Origin of the sequence: Niastella caeni, assembly GCF_004834005.1 — a bacterium.
Lineage (GTDB): Bacteria > Bacteroidota > Bacteroidia > Chitinophagales > Chitinophagaceae > Niastella > Niastella caeni.
Map to the genome: position 1 here is coordinate 342,475 of NZ_STFF01000005.1, position 19,521 is coordinate 361,995.

A 19,521-nucleotide genomic window follows, 5' to 3' on the forward strand; every position below is an offset into this window, starting at 1 on the left:
TTTATACCCAGATACATGATCAGGAAAGGCAATTGATGGCCGATTTTTGCCAAATGCCGTACAAAGCCCTATGAGTTCGGTAATAGGGTAGTAAAAAAGCTACCCGGTCGGTTACAGGTAGCTTTCGGTGTCAAGGATTGGATTAATGATAAAAAAACCGGAAGGAGAGATTCTTTGATTCTTTACATAAAGCTATTAACACATTATATTAATGTAACTGATGTTGGTTGGCATGAAGGATGATTAAGATCAGGGGCATTCTTTACCGAAAAAGCCCTGCGTGTAGGGGTTGCTTTTCAAACGGCAGATTATTGTTACCAGTTGGTCACTGGTAAGGATATCGGCTTTGGTGTTATGCATCTAAAAATAAGTAAAGCCTTCGGGTTAAAGCCTGAAATTTAAGCATCACCGGTGGACCTTCTGTCAGTTGGCGGAAGGCCTACCTTATTATTACAACGGTATATTCCCATGCTTCTTCTTTGGCAGCGTTGCTACTTTGTTTTCCAGCATGGCAAATGCTTTAATGAGTTTGGCGCGGGTATATTGGGGTTCTATTACTTCATCAACAAATCCTCTTTCAGCAGCCAGGTAGGGTGTCGCGAATTTTTCGGCGTACTCTGCTTCTTTTTCCGCCAGCTTTTTGGCGGGATCAGCCGCTTCGGAAATTTCTTTTTTAAAGATGATCTCACTGGCGCCTTTGGCGCCCATCACCGCTATTTCCGCCGTGGGCCAGGCATAATTAATATCTGCTCCAATATGTTTTGAATTCATTACATCATACGCGCCGCCATACGCTTTGCGTGTGATAACCGTAACGCGTGGCACCGTAGCTTCACTGAATGCATACAACAACTTGGCGCCATTGGTTATAATGCCATGCCATTCCTGGTCGGTACCCGGTAAAAAACCCGGTACATCAACCAGCACCAGTAACGGAATATTAAAGCAATCGCAAAAACGCGTAAACCGTGCTGCTTTTTTTGAACTGTCAATATCGAGCACACCGGCGAGGCTCATGGGTTGATTAGCCACAATACCTATACTTCTTCCCGCCAGCCGGGCAAACCCGATCACTATATTGGTAGCGTAATCGCTGTGAATTTCAAAGAAAGATGCTTCGTCACAAATGCCTTCAATCACAGCGCGCATATCGTACGGCTGGTTATTGCTTTCCGGTACAATGGTTTCCAGTACCGGCCGGGTTTCATCGCCTAACGTGTAAGCAACTTTTGGTGTGGTGTCTTCACAGTTCTGCGGTATATAGCTTAAGAGTTTTTTTATTTCAGCAATGCATTCCATATCATTGGCGGCGGTAAGATGCGTAACGCCTGATTTGGTGGAATGGGCAGAAGCCCCGCCCAATTCTTCCGGGCTCACTTCTTCATTGGTAACGGTCTTCACTACGTTGGGGCCCGTTACAAACATATAGCTGGTATTTTCTACCATCAAAGTAAAATCGGTCATGGCGGGTGAATAGACCGCGCCTCCTGCACAGGGCCCCATAATGGCGGATAGCTGTGGAATAACGCCGGAGGCCAATACATTCCGGTAAAAGATATCGGCATATCCACCGAGCGATCTCACGCCTTCCTGTATACGGGCGCCGCCTGAATCGTTCAACCCGATCATAGGGGCGCCGGTTTTCATGGCCAGGTCCATCACTTTGCATATTTTTTCGGCATGCGTTTCTGATAACGCACCGCCAAACACGGTAAAATCCTGGGCAAAAACATACGCAAGCCGTCCATTGATGGTGCCATAACCGGTAATTACGCCATCGCCATAAAACTGCTGACTGTCCATGCCGAAATCCTTGGTGCGGTGCAACACCAGCGCGCCGATCTCTTCAAACGACCCCGGGTCCATTAACAACGTAATGCGTTCCCGTGCGGTGAGCTTTCCTTTTTTATGCTGCGCTTCATTTCTATACGCACCGCCGCCTTGCTTTCCGTTCTCAATTTTTTGCTGTAATATGTGCGATTTGTTTTTTTTCATCAGCGTTCTTTTTTCAATTATCTGTAAATGGCATTCATGCGCCGCATGCTCGTTTTATTGTGATCGCTTTGTCCAGTTGGTTGGGGTAGTTTCCACGGCCCTGACTTCCTTTTGTTTTTCGAGCCAGTATTTTAAGGCGATCATGCCTGCTAATGCCGCTTTGCTTTTTTGTTGGGCCAACAGCTTTTCGGGCGAATAATATTTTTGAACGAACTGGGTATCGAACCGGCCCGATAAAAATGCGTCGTGCTCAAAAACAAAAGTGCCGAAGGGCAACGTGGTGCTTACACCTGCAATGGTATAGTCGTTAATTGCTGCCTTCATCTTTTGAATGGCTTCCGTACGGTTATTGCCATGTGTTATTAATTTGGCGATCATTGGGTCGTAATACACAGGAATAGCCATGCCTGCGGTATAACCATCATCTACCCGAATGCCTTCGCCGGTTGGCGTTTCATATTTCTCCAACGTACCGGTTGAAGGTAAAAAATCATTTAAAGGGTCTTCTGCATATACCCGTAGTTCAAGCGCATGCCCATTGATGGTAATGGCTGACTGTTTGTAACGAAGTTTTTCACCCCGGGCAATTCTTATTTGTTCTTCCACCAGGTCAATGCCGGTTATCATTTCCGTAACCGGATGTTCTACCTGCAGCCGGGTATTCATTTCCAGGAAATAAAAGTTGAGCGCTTCATCTAACAGAAACTCAACGGTGCCTGTGCTTCTGTAATTGCACGATTTGGCTACCAGCACGGCCGCTTCGCCCATCTTTTGGCGTAGCTCAGGCGTTAACACAGAAGAAGGCGATTCTTCTACTATCTTTTGATGCCGCCGTTGAATGCTGCATTCCCGTTCAAATAAATGAACAGTATTGCCATAGTTATCGGCCAGCACCTGTATTTCAATATGGCGGGGCGATGAAACGTATTTTTCAATAAAAACCGAGCCATCGCCAAACGACGACAACGCTTCGCTGGTGGCTCTTTCCATCTGTTCTTCCAGCTCACTTTCCCTGGCGGCTATGCGCATACCTTTGCCGCCGCCGCCTGCAGATGCTTTAATAAGGATTGGATAGCCGATCTCTGCGGCTATTTTTCTGGCAAGGGGAATGGAGTCAACTGCTTTATCAATGCCCGGCACCATGGGAATATTATATTGCTTTACGCATTCCTTAGCCGCCAGCTTGGAACCCATGATGCGCATGGCCTCGGCACCGGGGCCAATAAATGTAATGCCGGCTTCTTCTACCTTTTTGGCAAACGCCGCGTTTTCGCTCAGGAAACCATAACCGGGATGAATACCGTCTACTCCCAACTTTTGGGCAAAGGTTATGATCGCATCACCGTTCAGGTAAGACTGGTTTGAGGGGGCCGGGCCCAGGCAAACGGCTTCATCGGCAAATAATACATGCGGCGCCTGGCGGTCGGCTTCTGAATATACTGCCACCGATCGAATGCCCATTCTCTGTATCGTACGCATGATCCGCAAGGCAATTTCTCCCCGGTTGGCAACTAATATTTTATGCATCGTTTGTTTTTCTTTTGATAAACTTTATTCCAGTTCTACGAGTACCTGTCCTTTTTCAACAGCCTGTCCTGCTACCACAGCCACTCTTTTAATGGTTGCATCGGCATGGATCAGGATGCTGTTTTCCATTTTCATAGCTTCCAGTATCAATATCCTGTCGCCTTCTTTAACTGTTTGTCCATTGGTTACATTAATGTCCAGAACAAGGCCGGGCATCGGCGCTTTGATCTCTTTTACCTGTTTGCCGGCGGCGCTGCCAAAACCCATTTGTTCCAACTGCTGGTCGAGCGCATCTTTGATCACCACTTCAAATTGTTCACCGCTTATTTCAATAGTAAAAGTTTTGGTGAGCATATTGGCGTCAACCAGCCGCGCATTTACCGACTGGTGATTATTGATGCCATTAAATTCAGTGGAGGATATGGCCACCAGGTCAAGCGCATCCAGATCGGTTTTGGCGAAGAAGAATTCGAACCCATTTACCAGTATTTTGTACGTATCGTTAGCGGGCATTGACGGGATTTTCCTGTAATTTAAGTAATTGGCGAATGCCTTTAAAAACAAAAGCGGCCGATGAGCATTTGCTGCATCGGCCGCTTTGTAAAAGCTAATATGTAGTGATGGAATGCTTACTTTTTGATCACTTTCTTAACGATCTTTTTGCCATTGATATCTACCTGTACAAAGTACATGCCAGCTACGAATGTTTTTGTGTCAGGCGTAACGGTCATTACTGAATTGGTTAATGTGTTCACTGTTTTTGTGTAAAGCAGTTTGCCGGTAACATCCAGTATGTTTACCACTACTTTCGATTGCTCCGGTGTGGAAATGCTGATGTCGAATTTTTCAGTGAACGGATTATTCAGGATCGCTACTACACTTTCCCGGGCGGTTTCACTTTGAATGGTCACCAGGCCGCTGTGCTTATACTGGCCATCCTGGTCAACCTGTTTCAACCGGTAATATATAACCTGTCCTGCATAGTTGTTGTCGTTATAAGCATAGGAGGAACCGGTTGCTTTATTGGAAGCGGCTGTGGTGCCGATCTGCGTAAAGTCGTTTCCGTTATAAGACCTTTCTATTACGAATTCTTTAGCATTCTGTTCCGATGCTGTTTTCCAGGTTAAACGATTGGTCTTGTTTACTTTTTCTCCTTTGAAATATTCCAGGGTTACCGGAAGGGCACCGGAAATAATAAAGGCCGGGTAATCTTCTGCCTGGCCATAAGTGGGGTTATAGCATGGGCTTGAAATGGTAAAACCTCCTCCATATACAGTGGAAACTTCTTCAATTACCCGCAAACGAAGCGGAGCGTCGGTAGTAATACCGGTTGAGGGAACTGTGAATGAATTTGAATAGGTCATGTTAATGCCGGTGTTATTGATATCAGTGGCATGAAAAACACTTTCATTGGCATCTGCAAAATCACCGTCATTGTTAAAGTCGATGTAAATTCTCACTTGTTCCCGGTTTGCGCCGTGTAACGTGAAAGTGAACGGAATAGTTCCGCCTGCCGCCATTGAAATTAAGTTGGTACAGGAGTTTGCTCTGTCAACATACCCGGTAGTATAGCCGAAGCTATTATCGTTAGCTGTGATACCTGTATTATAGGCTTTGTTGTTTATTGTAACGTTGGCCAAACCGGCGGTACCGCTGTTTAAACCTGCTGATGCGGTTACCGGGGAACAGGTTGCTGCTGCCGGGGCTGTAAACGTTGTACCCGGATAGGATGTAGCAAGTGCATAAGAAGTGGCATAGCTACTGCGGCTGTTCAGCGACATGGCCGCCAGCATCCTGGTCTTTTGTCCGGGCGTAAACAGGGTAAAGCAGTTTGTATAGTTCATGAAGTTTCTCTCTGTTCTGATGCTATAGGAAGTACCTGTGCAGGTGTTGGTTCCGGTACGACAGGTAAAATCAACTACACCACCTGATTGGTTATAGCTGATAGGGTCGGTGTCGCATACTCTGTCGCCTTCGGAAGCGCAGGTTGTATTGGTGGGGCAAACAGTGTTATCAGACGATCCTTCAAACGGGTGGTACAGGTTCAGGGCGTGCCCTATTTCATGCGGCAATGTTTTTCTTCCGGTCATAAATTGGGTAGCCAGCATAACCGTACCGTCGAGGTTTGGGTAAACGCCTGGAAAATAGGCGTAGCCGGCAATGAACTGACCGGCGGTACCATCGGCGCCATCGATCTTATTAACTACATAAATGTTGTAATACGAGGAGGGGTCCCACCGGCAGAAATTTTTTACGGCTGCATCCGAGGCCCCCAGGGCGGTGCTGGCATTTACGCCATTGGCTGTATATCCGGTGATAGAAGAACCGTCAACCCGGTCAATACCGGTAGTAGCCGTACAATTGGGACCACGGGTAGCCAGGGCAAACTGTACCTGGATCTCACCTGCTGCATCTGAACCGGTAGGTTCCATACCTGCATAGGTTCCGGCAAACACCTGGTTCAGGTAACTGATAGCGCCAGTGATCTGTGCATCGCTTGGGTTATAGGTAGTACCAACAGCACCGCCTGTATGTATTACGTGTACTACCACAGGTATGGTATACAGCGTAGCCTGGGTGCCTTCTACGCGCAAGGTAGATGGGTTGGCCGCTTTCCGGCTTTCCTGTTCTTTAATAATGGTTTGAAGTTGGGACTCGGTTTCCATTATCTGCTTCCGGTACTGGGGGTCGGTGTTCAATTTGTGCTTATGTACTCCATCAAATCCGCAAATAGGTTGGGCGATAGATGAGCCAGCAATTAGACATGATAATAGGGTTAGGGTTGTAAAGTAATTTTTCTTCATAAGGGTGCATTGACGATTGATAGCTTATAGTATGCATAAGTCAATCGTATTATTGTGTGGCATTGACAATATTTTAGCCCACATAATTTTTCATGCAGACGAACGTTACCGGCCGGGAACGATTGGAAGCCTGTAAAGGGTGGATTACGTATTTTTATCTGGTGAATATGAACGTCTCAATATCATTGGCTGTGCCGGGCGATGCGGCAGCCATTGCCGAAGTGATCAGCCAGGCTGCCCGCGATCTTACAGCCAAACATGGGCAAGGTCACTGGAGCGCAGTGGCTTCTGAAAAGGGCGTACTGAGCGGCCTCAATAAAGCAAGGATCTTACTGGCAAGGAACAATGAAACCGTCATTGGTACGTTGCGGTTAACAACGTTACGACCCTGGGTCATTGATCCTGCTTATTTTACGCCGGTGCCACGCCCCGTTTATCTGGTGGATATGGCCATACGGCCCGATTATCAGCGGATAGGTGTTGGTCGATCATTGATCGAAGAAGCGAAAAAAATGGTAACCGCTTTGGCAGGTGATGCCATCCGGCTCGATGCTTATGAAGGCGTTGCCGGTGCGGGTGGTTTCTATGAAAAGTGCGGGTTCACCGAAATGGGTCATATCGTTTATAAAACGGTACCACACATTTATTTTGAATGGTTGATAAAGAGGTAAGCTTATACAACGGGTGGCAATAAGGCGTACAGCGCTTTATTGAATTCTTCTGAAGAAGCGTCTTTGCAAATATATCCGTCTCCGCCAACTTCCCGGGCCCGCTTCATATATACACTACCGTTTTGCATGGAGAAAAAAAGGATCTTTATACCAGGCCATTTTTTCTTTAACTGAACAGCCGTTTCAAAGCCATTCATAACGGGCATGTTAATGTCGAGCAGGCAAAGATCGGGAGAGGGAGAATCTTCCAGTTTGTCGAGGAACTGCTTGCCGTTCTCTGCTTCTAAGACCACTTTGTAGCCCATGCCGGCAAGTCTGAATTGTATCGCTTTACGAACCAATGCGTGATCGTCTACTACTGCAATAGTTGATTGAATTTTCATAGATGCTTAATTAATGATTATGGGTTAATAATTACTGATACTTCACCAGATAGTCCTGGGAATTACAACTGAAGACCGGAACATCCACTTTCCGGTATTTACAACCCATCGGCCCAATAAAGTGGTCAGAATTATAAACCAGCTCAAATAATGAAAATTTGGGGCCAGCAGTACACTGGTTTATACTAGGAAAGGGTAAATTTTGATCGGGAAACGTTACAGGTGATAAGGAAAGGATAAAAGCGCAGCAGATCGATCTATACTATTAAAACCAATTTGGCTATATTTTATACTAGAAGCAATTAGCCATTGATTATGAAATGAATAATAACCGGTAAGTAAATAAGGTGTAATACTTATGGTTGCGGGTATGTTTGTAGTGAAAATGAAGGCATTACAAGAAGTATCAAGGGAAAGGATGAGAAGGGAACTATCCTATTGACTGTTTAATTCATTTTGACTGCCTGAAATGGGATATCGCCGGATCTCGGCTAGCAGCTTTTTTACATTCGACCTGATGATGATAAGCTCGTTACGCGGCGCATTTTCTTTTAATGCCTTCAAAAACTTCCCTACCTCTGCCATATATTGCTTATGCAGGTTCTTTAGATATTCAGAAGTACTCTCTTTCATACTCACAGATTCACTTGGTACACAACTATTTTAAAAAATATTACAAATCTTATACCGGTGCCGGTAACACTAAGAAGCCCTGGGGCCCCATAAAAAAGGGGTTAAAACCCCTTCTCAATTTTTTTACGTATGATTTTGACAGTAAGTGTTTTATTTATTTGCCATACATGATAATCTCTAGCACAGGATTTTATTAATTGTAGAAATACCATTTAACTTGGGGAACCAGTTCCACATTCATTTTCCCCTATTACCCATATTTTGACTTACGCCTGTTCGTAAGCCTGTTTTAAAGTTGCAATATCAATCTTACTCATCTTAAGCATAGCTTCCATTACTTTAGCCGATTTCTTTGACTCTTTGCTTAACAATTGACCTAAAATGGGCGGAACAATTTGCCACGATAATCCGTACTTGTCTTTTAGCCAGCCGCACATACTGGGTTGTCCCCCGCCCGATATTAATTTATCCCACTTTTCATCTATCTCTTCCTGGGTTTCACAATCCACCACAAAAGAAATAGCTTCTGTGAATTTGAACATAGGCCCGCCATTCAATGCAATGAAAGGATGGCCATTGAGTTCAAATTCAATCGTCATCACACTGCCTTTTGGACCAGGTCCTTTATCGCCATACCGGGCAACCGCTTTTATTTCTGAATTTTTGAAAACCGACATATAAAAATTGACAGCTTCTTCAGCATTATCATTAAACCATAAAAAAGGAGTGATCTTTTGCATGAGTATACTTTTAGGTGTTTAACCAATGTGAATGTCATAACAAAAGTACCTGACTTATTCAGGAGGAACAGGGTGGGTTAATGACAAAATGGGGGTTGATTGCGACATTTTGGAGCCCACTCACAACTCTCCATTCACTATTTCTTAGCCGGCCATTCAAATGTACGCATGCTCTGCTCCTGGTGCCATTTGGGATTTACAGGTAAAGCAGATCCTTCATTGGCGAAGATGGTAGCCAGCGTATAATTGGCGGCATCTTTATCAGTAAGCTGATGGCTCCATTTTACGCGGTTGGCAGTAGTAGCACCGGAACCGCTGTTTTTGTATTCCGCATAAAACGTTGTGTGCTCATTGGCCGGGTTCCCCCAGTTATTCCATCCTTCGGGCGTAATATGTTTATCCATTGTACAACGCAGGAATACGGTTTTTGAATAACTGCGCCAGGGGCGGCCCAGGTATACTTTGGTTACGCCGCTATCTGCCGTGAGTTGGCAATCCATGAACACATACCCGAACTTTTTGCCCTGCGTAGTGCTGGCAGCCGTTATATACGAGTTGGTCTTGCTGCGTATTTCGCAGTTTTGAAATACTGCCGTAGCCGGACCAAAAATAAAATCGGTAGTGCCTTCAATATAACAGTTTACAAATAATTGCCGGGCGGTTTCGCCACCGGTGTAAATAGTATCCTGGTTGCCCAGGAACCGGCAGTTGATAAAGATCGCCTGATCTGCTTCCACATGCAGGGCAACGGCTTGTCCTACAGGTCCGGCGGAATTGGAGAACGTAATGTTCTCTGCTCTGAAACGATTGCCTACGATCTTGGCGGTGAAAGAATTGAATGTGGTGAGTTTGCCGCGGCCCGAGTAATCATTGAATACGATAATGGTTTTATCAACGCTTTCCCCAATAAAAGTTACATCGGTATTGGTGGCAGGCAATTCAATTTTTTCGTTGTACACGCCATTCTTTATATACAGCGTTATAGGCGCCAGCGGAAATACGCGCATGGCATCAATGGCTTCCTGAATATACTTGTAATCGCCCGAACCATCTTTAGCAACCGTAAAAACATATTTATACTGTTGCGGATTGGCGGTTTGTGCCTGTAAAGAAGTAATACCAATAAAGGTAAGGCTTACAAAAAAAGCAAACTGTTTCATATAGTTATTTAAATACTCTTTTTAAAAAATCATCGATATATGTTACGGTTGGGGTGAACCAGGGTTCAAACAGGCAGAAGGAATGCGGTGCGCCTTCAAAAGTTTTTACTTCAGAATAAATATTGTATTTGTCAAGTACTTTGATATAATCATCGCGACCGGCATGCATTCTTGCTACAGCGCTGTTGATGAACAGGGTGGGCGGCGTATGCGGGCCAACATGCGTTAGCGGAGACGCTTCTTCCCATAATGCCAGGCTGTCTTTTCTCGAATAACCCAACCAGTAAGTGGCTGCAGAAGTTTTTTTGCTATCGTCGCCTTCACCGGTTTCGGGGTGTGTAAAGGAAAGCGTTCCATCTATGTCAATCACAGCATGTACAGGAGCCGGTTTCTCCCTGCGTTTCAGGTAGCCTTCAAACTTCGGATGGCCCACCGTAGTGCCCAGGAAAGCTGCCAGTTCGCCACCGGCTGAAAAACCCAATACCGCAATTTTAGCGGTGTCGATTTCATATTTGCCGGCATTTTTGACCACCCAGCGCAAGGCCGCTTTTAAGTTGTATATAGCTGCAGGGTACGATTGCTGGGTAGAAAGCAGGTACTCCGGCGTAAAGCAAACATAACCCCTGGCTGCCAGCTGCTGCGCCAGTGGATGATGCTGTGCAGGGTTACCCGACCGCCAGCCACCACCATGAATGATCACAATGGCTGTTCGTTTTTGTTTAAACCGTTCGGCAGGGTAAAAAGCGTCCAAACCCAATATGTATTTGCCATACTCACTGTATGGCATATTTCTTTTTTCGGCTATCTCTTTTGATTTGAGCTCGGGTACTATTTGAGCTTCCGGGTGCGATTTGCGGGTATGCACAAAAGCGCTCCATGTAGTAAATGAAGTGTCGCGGTTGGGCGTGTGCCCATTTACCCGCTGTGCCTGGGAATAAACGGCTGACGAAATGAAAAGGGACAATATACCTGCACAGGTGGAAATCCATTTACCGGCAAAGCAATTCCTGGCCATTGAGTTACGGTTTAACTGAATTGAAGTAGTTATTTATGGGTGCTATCTCCACTGGTATACAAATCTATTGAATTTGAACTCCATCCGGAGTTGAAAAAATGACCATCGTGGTAAAAAAAACGGTATTGCTTGTTTTTAATTTATTATCCGTTAATTCGCATGTATGGACGCTGGCGGTTATTTTCAATATTACGAAGGCAATAAAATGGGCATTAAAACGGCCGACGGCGATGTTGTTATTCCCGCCATATACGATTTTGTCGCGCTTCTGTCAGATGATCTGTTCACCGTTACAGAGGGAGAATATACCGCTTATTTCGATGTTGCCGGAAATATAGTACTGCCTTTCAGCAATAAATACGAGTCGTACGGCAATTTTACCCAAGGCCTGGCAAGGGTAATGACCAATGAAAAATGGGGCTTCATCAATAAAGCTGGCGTGGAAGTAATTCCGCCGCAATTTCTCTATGCCGATGAATTTGCAGAAGGAAGGGCCATTGTAAGAAATGAGGAGGAATTACATGGCGCCATTGATGAACAGGGCAACCTGGTCGTTGATTACTGGTTCCCGCTGCTCACCAATTTTGAAAATGGCTATGCAAAGTTCGGTGATCTGAAAACCTGGGGATTGATTGATAAAACCGGGAAAATTGTAGTTCCGCAAATATATATTTCCATCGGCCGGGTGTATAGAAATAAAGTGACGGTACAGGTGCTGGAAGGCGAAGATTATAAAGAAGGCGAGCTGACGATTGGCGGCGAGGTAGTATGGAACAATAACCTGGAGCACCTGAACGAATTCAACCGGAAGAAAAAGGAGTTCGCGGTAGCGTGCGAACAGTTGGTAGAAGAAATGTACCGGTCGGGTTGTCCCTGCGAATACGAACGGTTCAGGGATTTTATTCAATGGAACCAGCCGGTAGGTTTTGTTGACCAGGAGTTATTGTTTTCGGCATTTATGAAAAAGTTGCAGCACCTTGGGAACAACCTGTACCGGTGTGAGCATTGCGGCGCCTGCTATAAGCAAAAATGGTCGCAATACAGCGCTTTTTTGTGGGTGTTGAATGTAACTGTTTCAACTGCGGGGAATGTTATTAACAGGGGCGCTCCGGTGCCTGCTACTATTCCCGTTGCGCTTGGTTTTTATGGGTATGGCATAGAAAAATACAACGACAAATACGACATGCAGGATATTGAAAGCGTGATCGCCTATCTTACAAAAAAATCAGATGCGTTCTCTTCGCAATAATCTAGAGTGCTCATGCATACAGGAGTGTTGAAAAAGGTGGCTTCTTCTTCCTTGTAATTTCCTGATCGATTTTCTACCTTCGGACCTGAAAAATATTCTGATGAAAAACCGCCTGATTCTGTACCTCTTTCCATTGATCATTGTATGCCTTGCTTCATTTAATGCTACTGCCAAGGATGCCCCGGATATAACACCCGATACGGTTAGCGCGGGCATTTATATTACCAGCATCCATGATATCGACTTCAAGCAAAAAGAATTCACCGTTAACTTATGGCTCTGGCTGAAATATAAGAACCGGGATTTTAATTTCTACGACAACCTGGAAGTGCCTGGTGCGAAAGATGTCACCAAGTCGTTTGTTACAGTAGACAGTTCGGGCGATAAAGTGTATATGCAAATGAAATTGCAGTGCGTGATGAAAGACAACTGGAAGATCGGCAACTTTCCCTTTGATAAACAAAAACTGCGGTTTTCTATTGAAAATTCACAATTCGATTCCCGGTACCTGGTTTTTGTTGCTGATACGGTTGGGGAACATTATGACAAACGGTTCACCATGAGCGGCTGGACGATCGACAGTTGCATCATTGGCACGGGCAAAAAAGCGTATGAAACCGCATTCGGCGATGAAAAATTACAAAAACCCCATACCGAATACAGCAACTTCAAAGTGCGGCTCAGCGTACAACGCGATGCCATGGGCCTGTTCTGGAAGTTATTCCTGGGCATGTACATCGCATTTCTGATCGCCTATGTGTGTTTCTATATCCATTCCGATGGCATGGATTCGCGATTTGGTTTAAGTGTGGGTTCATTATTTGCCGTGATTGGTAATAAGTATATCATCGATTCCTCCCTGCCTGAGTCAACATCTTTTACCCTGGTAGATACTTTACACGGCCTGACCCTGTTCTTTATATTTTCAGTAATTTCTTCAACAGCCTGGTCGCTCCGTTTGGTTAAAAAAGGCGAAATTGAAACATCCAGCCGTTTTGATATGATCATGGCGCAGGTGTTGCTGCTGATATATGTGGTAGCGAATATTTATTTTATATCGGAAGCCAGCGCGTAAAGCAAAATTATCATGGGCATATATTATTTTAAAGCGGAACAGTTACTGCCCGTTGATATGCAGGCAGCATGGGCCTTTTTTTCAACGCCCACTAACCTCTCATTAATTACGCCGCCAGCCATGGATTTTAAAACCCTGACAGCATTGAATGGCGAAGAGATTTATGCTGGCATGCTGATCGATTATAAGATAAAACCGTTGTTTGGTATTTCCATGATGTGGCAAACTGAGATCCGGAATGTACAAAAGCCGTTCTCCTTTACCGATATACAGCTAAAAGGGCCTTACCGTTGTTGGGAGCATACCCATACGTTCATTGAAAAAGAGAATGGTATTCTGATGCAGGATGTGGTGAAATACCAACTGCCTTACGGACCGTTAGGGAGAATTGCGCATGCCCTGCTGGTTCGCCGGAAGATCGAGGAATTATTTGTTTATCGTAAAGCCGCTATAGAGCGCATATTTGCATAAAAAAGAGCGGACAATCTTTGATGTCGTCCGCCCTTTTTAGTTCGTTCCCGGGTCTTTTAATGCTTCATAAGCAGGTTGGCCAATTGAGGGTCCCTGTTGTAAATATCATCTCTGAAATTCAGGTCTCCCTGCCTGTCGACCCAGGCCGTAAAATAAGTGATATAAACCGGCATGGGGTTTTTAACCGCTACGTACTGTTCCTTTCCGCTGGCCATTGCCTGTGTAATTTTTTCTTCCGTCCAGTTGGGATCGTCACGAAGCATATACATGGCCAGGTTCTTTGGTTCGGCCACTCTTATGCAACCATGGCTGAATGCGCGTTTACTTTCCCGGAAAAGACTTTTTGAAGGCGTATCGTGCAGGTAAATGCTATGGCTGTTGGGGAACAAGAACTTCACAGCGCCCAAAGAGTTCCAGGGGCCGGGTTTCTGACGTACCCCATTGCCGAACTTTTCCATATGATGTACTTCCAGGTAGTTGGGGTTCTTTTGAATACCTGGCAGAATTTCTTTTTTCAGAATGCCGGCAGGCACATTCCAGTACGGGCTGAATACCACCTGGCTGATGGTACCGGCGAAGATCACTGTTTTGTTTACGTCCTTACCCACTACCACATTCATATTCCATAATAACGAGTCATCGTTATAGGCATGAAGCACAAATTCAGGGATGTTTACAGCCAGGTACCTGCCGCGAACATCGGTAGGCAGCCAGCGGTTGCGTTCCATGTTCACAATAATTTTTTCGATCCTTTGCTGTACAGGTACATTCAGTTCCCGCACCATGCCGCCGCCTGCAATGCCATCGTCTTTCATGCCATGCCTTCTTTGGAACCGTTTAACGGCTGTTAACAGGGTAGTATCGTAGATGGAGGAAGTGGTGTCTGGTGTTGTAAGGTCGCCCAGCAGAAAAAGCTTTTTTCGCAGCTTAATGATCATGGTAGAAGTATCGCCCGGGCGGATAGGTTTTTTATCAGGGAGGCTGATGGTAATATTAACCGGGGGCAGGGCTTTATATTTCTTCAGATATTCTTTCAGCAGATTGTATTGCCGGTAAACCGGTTGAATCGTGGTGGATGAGTTGCCTGGTTTCAGGATGGAGTCGAGCAGGCCGCTATAGGAAAGCTTTTTACGCGGCATCAGCCAGTCAACCTGCTGGGTGGCGCTTTCTTCAAGCCCACCCCATACCTTTTGTGCAAAGAAAAAGTAAAGGGCTGTTAGCAGCAATTCAGTCTCGGTTTTTTGATTGAGTGCATGCGTATTGCCATTATTGATCAGGCTGTCGAGGTGCCGCTTGTACGGCAATACAATATTGAGTCCTTCTTCCGGCAGGTTCTCCAGCCGTACATACAGGTGGCTGGCCTGTTCGGTTAAACCGTTCTCGGTAAACCAGGCAAAAGCATAATGGCGGGTGGTATAGAATTTATTCAGTTCATCCAGAAAACTGCGCAGGGTATCATACTTAACAAAAAAGGAATCAACGCTGGAGGAGGAAAAACGCAGGGTACTTTGGTCGCTGAAGTTACCGGCAATATCGCGGGCTGTTTGTTGCACTGCTTTATTGATGGAATCTTTTTTACGGTTCACTTCAGATTTAATACTCGATTCCCTGCATCCCCAAATACATAACAGGCATAGGCCAAGGGCGGCACAAATGAATTTTTGCATAAAAAGTTGCTCTTCTAATAGGGGTACGCTACAATAAAAAAGGGGTTCATGAATATGACTGGTGTATTCTCTCTTTGTAGTTTAAGTTCAACTGCCAGTTATACCCGTAAACCCCGCAATAGCACGTTATAAACGTAGCTGGAAGGCGATTTCATACGTTGCAATAGCCGGCTCGTTAAGATCGGTAGCTATGGTTAGCAATCGTATGTATCAAAGAAATCCGGTTCTTAATGACTGCCTTTGAGGTAATATGTAAAGGCCCGTTCTCTTAATGGTAAAGGCCTTTAATAGCTAAGAAATGAAGGAGATAAAGAAAAAAGGTACTTACTAACCCGGCATTTTTACAGGTTTGAAACCCATCTTGCTCCTGTAAAAAGCTTTAATTCCTTCAATTCGCATATACGAACTACTTCACGTGTTTGTTAACCACTTTCGCCAGTTCAAACATTGAAATTTGATCTTTACCGAAGAGAGGTTTCAGCTTTGTATCGGCATTGATCATTCTTCTGTTCTTTTTGTCTTGCAGGTTATTTTTTCTGATATAATCCCAGATCTTCTTAACGATCTCAGTTCTTGGTAATGGTTTGGTACCTATAACTTCAGCAAGAGCAGGGCTGGCGGTAAGAGGAGCCATGAATGCTGCATTTGGTTTACGTGCAGATTTCTTTTTAGGAGCTGCTTTCTTAGCTACTTTCTTTGCTGCTTTCTTTTTAGGAGCCGCTTTCTTAGCTGCTTTTTTTACTGCTTTCTTAGCAGCTTTCTTAGCTGTTTTTGCCATAGTGTTTTAAAATTTAAATGTGAATAATGAAACTTTTTGTTTGATTTTATAAGGTGCTTGAAGTATCCATTTGCACCGAACCTATTTGTGAATATATCAAATTTATAGATAACAATACGAATTACCGAAATATTCAGCTGTTAAAATCTATCTTTTCCTCGCCTGTACAGGGCCGTTTTTCCCGATAGCTGTCGTAATGAAATTAAGTAAGCTGCTGCAAACATAAGACTCCTTTTTTATGATTTCTCCTATGGGAACCGGGTATTTATTAAGAATTTATTTACGCAACCTAAAGGTTACATTATATTTGCAACCTAAAGGTTTCCTATTTATAACATGCGTAGAGATGTATTTCAGGCTATTGCCGACCCCACCCGGCGGGAGATCATTAACATGCTCGCCCACCACCCAATGAACGTAAATGCCGTGGCTGAGAACTTCGCTGTAAGCCGCACCGCCATTTATAAGCACATTAAAATGCTTATTGAATGCGGATTGGTGGTTGTTACACAATTCGGTCGGGAACGGTACCTGGAAGCCCGCCTCGAGTCGCTGGATGAAGTGTCTGCCTGGGTAGAACAATACAGGAAGATATGGACAGACCGGTTCTTTAACTTCGAAAATTATCTGGATGAACTGGAGACGAAGAAGAGGAAGACGGGCAAGAGGAAGTGACAAGTGTTGGTAAGAAGTGTAAAGGTCCTTGTGTTTATTGAACGCATTTGGTGAGTGGTGAATGGGAAAATAACTGCACAAAATATAACTGTATGCCGAAAGCTCAGGGCGTAAAGAGTTGAAAGCTTAAAGCGAATGCAGGACCAATGGTTAAAACTAAAGCAAATAGTGAAAGCATGTACTAAAGCGCGAGACCTGGGAAATCGGGACTTATTCACCATTGACCATTGACCATTCACCAGCCAACTTACTTAATCAATCACCAGCAACTCCTTGTTATATTTATTACGGTATTCAATGGGAGAAAGGCCGGTGATCTTCTTGAAGATGCTTCTAAAAGCCTTTACGTCGCTATAGCCCACATCATACATAACCTCCAGTACATTCTTTCTGCCAGACTCAAGATCTTTCTTGGCAGCCTCTATTTTAACCCGTTGAATGTATTCCGTTACGGTATTGCAGGTGGCTTTTTTAAACCGGCGCTCCAGGCTGCGGCGGCCTACGGCAAATGTATCGGCCAGTTGATCGACCGTTATTTTTTCTTCGAAATTCTTCTCAATGTACTCCTGTGCTTTCTTTATGGTTTCATCTTCATGGGATTTTTGGCCCTGGAAAATGATAAAGGGCGATTGCAGCATCCGGTCAATATCTATCATAAATGCCTTGGCTATCAGGATGGCAATATCCCTGCCGGCATATTTTTCAATCATATACACCAGCAGGTTCAAATAAGAATAAGCGCCGCCGCTTGTATAAATACCCTCGCCATCGGTAATGATCTTGTCGTCTACCAATTGTACATCGGGATACATGGCCCTGAACTCATTGGCGAAACGCCAGTGGGTGGCGCATGGTTTGCCTGTTAAAAGACCTGTTGCCGCCAGGAAAAAAGAACCAATGCAAAGGCTGGCCACCTCGGCGCCGTTATTATATTGCTGTAGGATCCAGGGGATGAATGGTTGATTATTCTCTACTATTTTTTGAAAATGGCCATGCATAGCGGGAATAATGATCAGATCGGTCTTAACCACTTCATGTAACAGGCAGTCGGGCTTAATGGTAAATAGTCCGTCCCGCTGACTTGCTTCTTTTGACAACCCAACCATACGAATATCAAACAAAGGGGCCTTGCCCATTCTGGTGCACAGGATGTTTACTTCAGAAAGTATCTGGTGCGTTCCTTCAATATTCACCAGGCTGCAATGACCTTGCGGAATAAGTATGGAAACGTGTTTCATCTTTGTAATGTATTTAATGTTTTTAACCAGATGCCCGTACTTCCGACAGGGAAGGATTTTACCATGATAAAGACTGAAAAGTTCCGGATATGATTATGAACTTTTATGGTAGAATTCCCCCTGATAAAGATAAAGAACAATTGGCGCAATAATACTTGTTGCAAAAAGCTGCAAAAGTTATACAGCAGGGGGAATTATGAGCTGGAAATATTGTCGCAATCAACCCCTTAATTGGTCACGATTACACCCTTTTGAATATCCTGCGTGAATGTACTTTTGAAAACGATTGCGGCAGGCTGTTAGTGTGTAAGAACGGAGGGAAAGAGTATCCTGTGCGCAGCGCCTGAAGGAATACCGGTTGCCGGCCCTGGCAATGGTTTTGCAGGAAAATAAGGTGATAAATCCATCGTTCCCATGAAATAACCACCTGCCCGGAGACAAAGCCAGGATATTATTTACAAACAATTAAAATAAAATACCATGCCTGCATTAAACCCTTATTTGAACTTTAATGGCAATGCTGAAGAAGCATTCAATTTTTACAGATCAGTATTTGGTGGCGAATTCCTGGTTGTTAGCCGGTTTAAAGATATGCCTGCAGAATACAAAGCTTCTGAAAAGGAAGATAATTTGATCATGCATATTTCATTGCCCATTGCCGGCGGCAACTATTTAATGGGTAGCGATGTACCTTCATCTATGCCTAAAGCCGTTACCGGTAACAATATAAATATCAGCCTGCATCCCGATACCAGGGAAGAAGCCGACAGGTTGTTCAAGGGCTTATCAGCCGGCGGTAACGTGGTGATGCCAATGGCAGATGCTTTCTGGGGCGCGTACTTTGGCATGTTCATCGATAAATTTGGTATTAGCTGGATGATAAACGTTGAAACACATCCAAAATAAAAGGGGAAAGTAAGTCATGAAAACAGCAACCGAATTATATCAGGAATTTGAAGCAGCCACCAATGCGTTTCTCCACAGGGTGGCTGCTTTAAGCCAATCAGCAATAAATACAGTTCCGTTTACGGGTAGTTGGACGGCCGCGCAGGTAATAGAACATCTTTGCAAATCAGACGAAGCCATGATAAAGGCGCTTAATGGACCTGTGGAACCAACTAACAGGCCTCCCGACGAAATGGTAAATAACCTGAGAGCGGTCTTCCTGGACTTCTCTTCCAGGCTGCCATCGCCTGAATTTATTATTCCAACCGTCGAAACGCACGATAAAGACAGCCTGATCAATACTTTCAAAGCCGGACGGGAACAAATTGGCAAGGCTATAAAAATATTGGACCTGACAGCCACCTGCCATATGCCCATCTTTGGCGAACCTACCCGAATGGAGTTGATCGCTTTCATAATTTTTCATACCCAACGCCATACCAACCAGGTTAAGCATATTAGTGAAAAGCTGGTAATTTAGCAGGTACGAATCAA

General features: G+C 44.6%; 19 protein-coding genes. 7 read left to right on the forward strand and 12 right to left on the reverse strand.

From position 1 onward, the window contains the following. Positions 1-450: 450 nt before the first annotated feature. From FAM09_RS19135 to FAM09_RS19150, 4 genes are all read right to left on the reverse strand, one after another. Entirely contained in the window at positions 451-1,995 is a 1,545-nt protein-coding gene (locus tag FAM09_RS19135) for an acyl-CoA carboxylase subunit beta (protein ID WP_136578743.1), read from the reverse strand. Positions 1,996-2,049: 54 nt separating this feature from the next. Beyond that, complete coding sequence (accC, locus tag FAM09_RS19140) at positions 2,050-3,522, reverse strand: acetyl-CoA carboxylase biotin carboxylase subunit (RefSeq protein WP_136578744.1); 1,473 nt, start codon at positions 3,520-3,522, stop codon at positions 2,050-2,052. Positions 3,523-3,546: 24 nt separating this feature from the next. After that, positions 3,547-4,035 (reverse strand): acetyl-CoA carboxylase biotin carboxyl carrier protein subunit, encoded by a 489-nt coding sequence (locus FAM09_RS19145; protein ID WP_136578745.1) that lies wholly within the window; start codon positions 4,033-4,035, stop codon positions 3,547-3,549. A gap of 116 nt (positions 4,036-4,151) precedes the next feature. Beyond that, positions 4,152-6,188, reverse strand: coding sequence for a M43 family zinc metalloprotease (locus FAM09_RS19150; protein WP_166437203.1), 2,037 nt, complete (start codon positions 6,186-6,188; stop codon positions 4,152-4,154). Positions 6,189-6,418: 230 nt separating this feature from the next. Between FAM09_RS19150 and FAM09_RS19155 the strand changes: the two genes are divergently transcribed. Further along, positions 6,419-6,997 (forward strand): GNAT family N-acetyltransferase, encoded by a 579-nt coding sequence (locus tag FAM09_RS19155; RefSeq protein WP_136578747.1) that lies wholly within the window; start codon positions 6,419-6,421, stop codon positions 6,995-6,997. A 2-nt stretch (positions 6,998-6,999) separates the two neighbouring features. Here FAM09_RS19155 and FAM09_RS19160 read toward each other — a convergent pair whose 3' ends face one another. The 5 genes from FAM09_RS19160 to FAM09_RS19180 form a co-directional block, all read right to left on the reverse strand. Continuing rightward, positions 7,000-7,380, reverse strand: a complete 381-nt coding sequence (locus FAM09_RS19160) for a response regulator (protein WP_136578748.1) — start codon at positions 7,378-7,380, stop codon at positions 7,000-7,002. 435 nt (positions 7,381-7,815) lie between these two features. Next, complete coding sequence (locus tag FAM09_RS19165) at positions 7,816-8,013, reverse strand: hypothetical protein (RefSeq protein ID WP_136578749.1); 198 nt, start codon at positions 8,011-8,013, stop codon at positions 7,816-7,818. Positions 8,014-8,279: 266 nt separating this feature from the next. After that, positions 8,280-8,753 (reverse strand): VOC family protein, encoded by a 474-nt coding sequence (locus FAM09_RS19170; protein WP_136578750.1) that lies wholly within the window; start codon positions 8,751-8,753, stop codon positions 8,280-8,282. Between the two features lie 137 nt (positions 8,754-8,890). Next, positions 8,891-9,913 (reverse strand): pectinesterase family protein, encoded by a 1,023-nt coding sequence (locus FAM09_RS19175; RefSeq protein ID WP_136578751.1) that lies wholly within the window; start codon positions 9,911-9,913, stop codon positions 8,891-8,893. Positions 9,914-9,917: 4 nt separating this feature from the next. After that, positions 9,918-10,928, reverse strand: a complete 1,011-nt coding sequence (locus FAM09_RS19180) for an alpha/beta hydrolase (RefSeq protein ID WP_136578752.1) — start codon at positions 10,926-10,928, stop codon at positions 9,918-9,920. Positions 10,929-11,091: 163 nt separating this feature from the next. On the opposite strand from FAM09_RS19180, the gene FAM09_RS19185 reads away from it, so the two are divergent. From FAM09_RS19185 to FAM09_RS19195, 3 genes are all read left to right on the forward strand, one after another. Continuing rightward, positions 11,092-12,177, forward strand: a complete 1,086-nt coding sequence (locus FAM09_RS19185) for a WG repeat-containing protein (protein WP_136578753.1) — start codon at positions 11,092-11,094, stop codon at positions 12,175-12,177. A 100-nt stretch (positions 12,178-12,277) separates the two neighbouring features. Beyond that, positions 12,278-13,252, forward strand: coding sequence for a ligand-gated ion channel (locus FAM09_RS19190; protein WP_136578754.1), 975 nt, complete (start codon positions 12,278-12,280; stop codon positions 13,250-13,252). Positions 13,253-13,264: 12 nt separating this feature from the next. Next, a complete protein-coding gene (locus FAM09_RS19195; protein WP_136578755.1) occupies positions 13,265-13,723 on the forward strand; it encodes an SRPBCC family protein in 459 nt (152 codons plus the stop codon). 56 nt (positions 13,724-13,779) lie between these two features. Here FAM09_RS19195 and FAM09_RS19200 read toward each other — a convergent pair whose 3' ends face one another. Both FAM09_RS19200 and FAM09_RS19205 read right to left on the reverse strand, forming a co-directional pair. Continuing rightward, the gene (locus FAM09_RS19200) at positions 13,780-15,390 is read right to left on the reverse strand and encodes a L,D-transpeptidase family protein (protein ID WP_136578756.1); all 1,611 of its coding nucleotides are present in this window, start codon (positions 15,388-15,390) and stop codon (positions 13,780-13,782) included. A gap of 406 nt (positions 15,391-15,796) precedes the next feature. Continuing rightward, a complete protein-coding gene (locus FAM09_RS19205) occupies positions 15,797-16,168 on the reverse strand; it encodes an SWIB/MDM2 domain-containing protein (protein ID WP_136578757.1) in 372 nt (123 codons plus the stop codon). 336 nt (positions 16,169-16,504) lie between these two features. On the opposite strand from FAM09_RS19205, the gene FAM09_RS19210 reads away from it, so the two are divergent. Next, positions 16,505-16,843, forward strand: a complete 339-nt coding sequence (locus FAM09_RS19210) for an ArsR/SmtB family transcription factor (RefSeq protein ID WP_136578758.1) — start codon at positions 16,505-16,507, stop codon at positions 16,841-16,843. A 251-nt stretch (positions 16,844-17,094) separates the two neighbouring features. Here FAM09_RS19210 and FAM09_RS19215 read toward each other — a convergent pair whose 3' ends face one another. Further along, positions 17,095-18,081, reverse strand: a complete 987-nt coding sequence (locus tag FAM09_RS19215) for a GlxA family transcriptional regulator (protein ID WP_136578759.1) — start codon at positions 18,079-18,081, stop codon at positions 17,095-17,097. A 480-nt stretch (positions 18,082-18,561) separates the two neighbouring features. Here FAM09_RS19215 and FAM09_RS19220 point away from each other — a divergent pair, with 480 nt between their 5' ends. Together FAM09_RS19220 and FAM09_RS19225 are read left to right on the forward strand one after the other, a co-directional pair. After that, entirely contained in the window at positions 18,562-18,987 is a 426-nt protein-coding gene (locus tag FAM09_RS19220; RefSeq protein ID WP_136578760.1) for a VOC family protein, read from the forward strand. A 16-nt stretch (positions 18,988-19,003) separates the two neighbouring features. After that, entirely contained in the window at positions 19,004-19,507 is a 504-nt protein-coding gene (locus FAM09_RS19225; protein ID WP_136578761.1) for a DinB family protein, read from the forward strand. Positions 19,508-19,521: the final 14 nt, after the last annotated feature.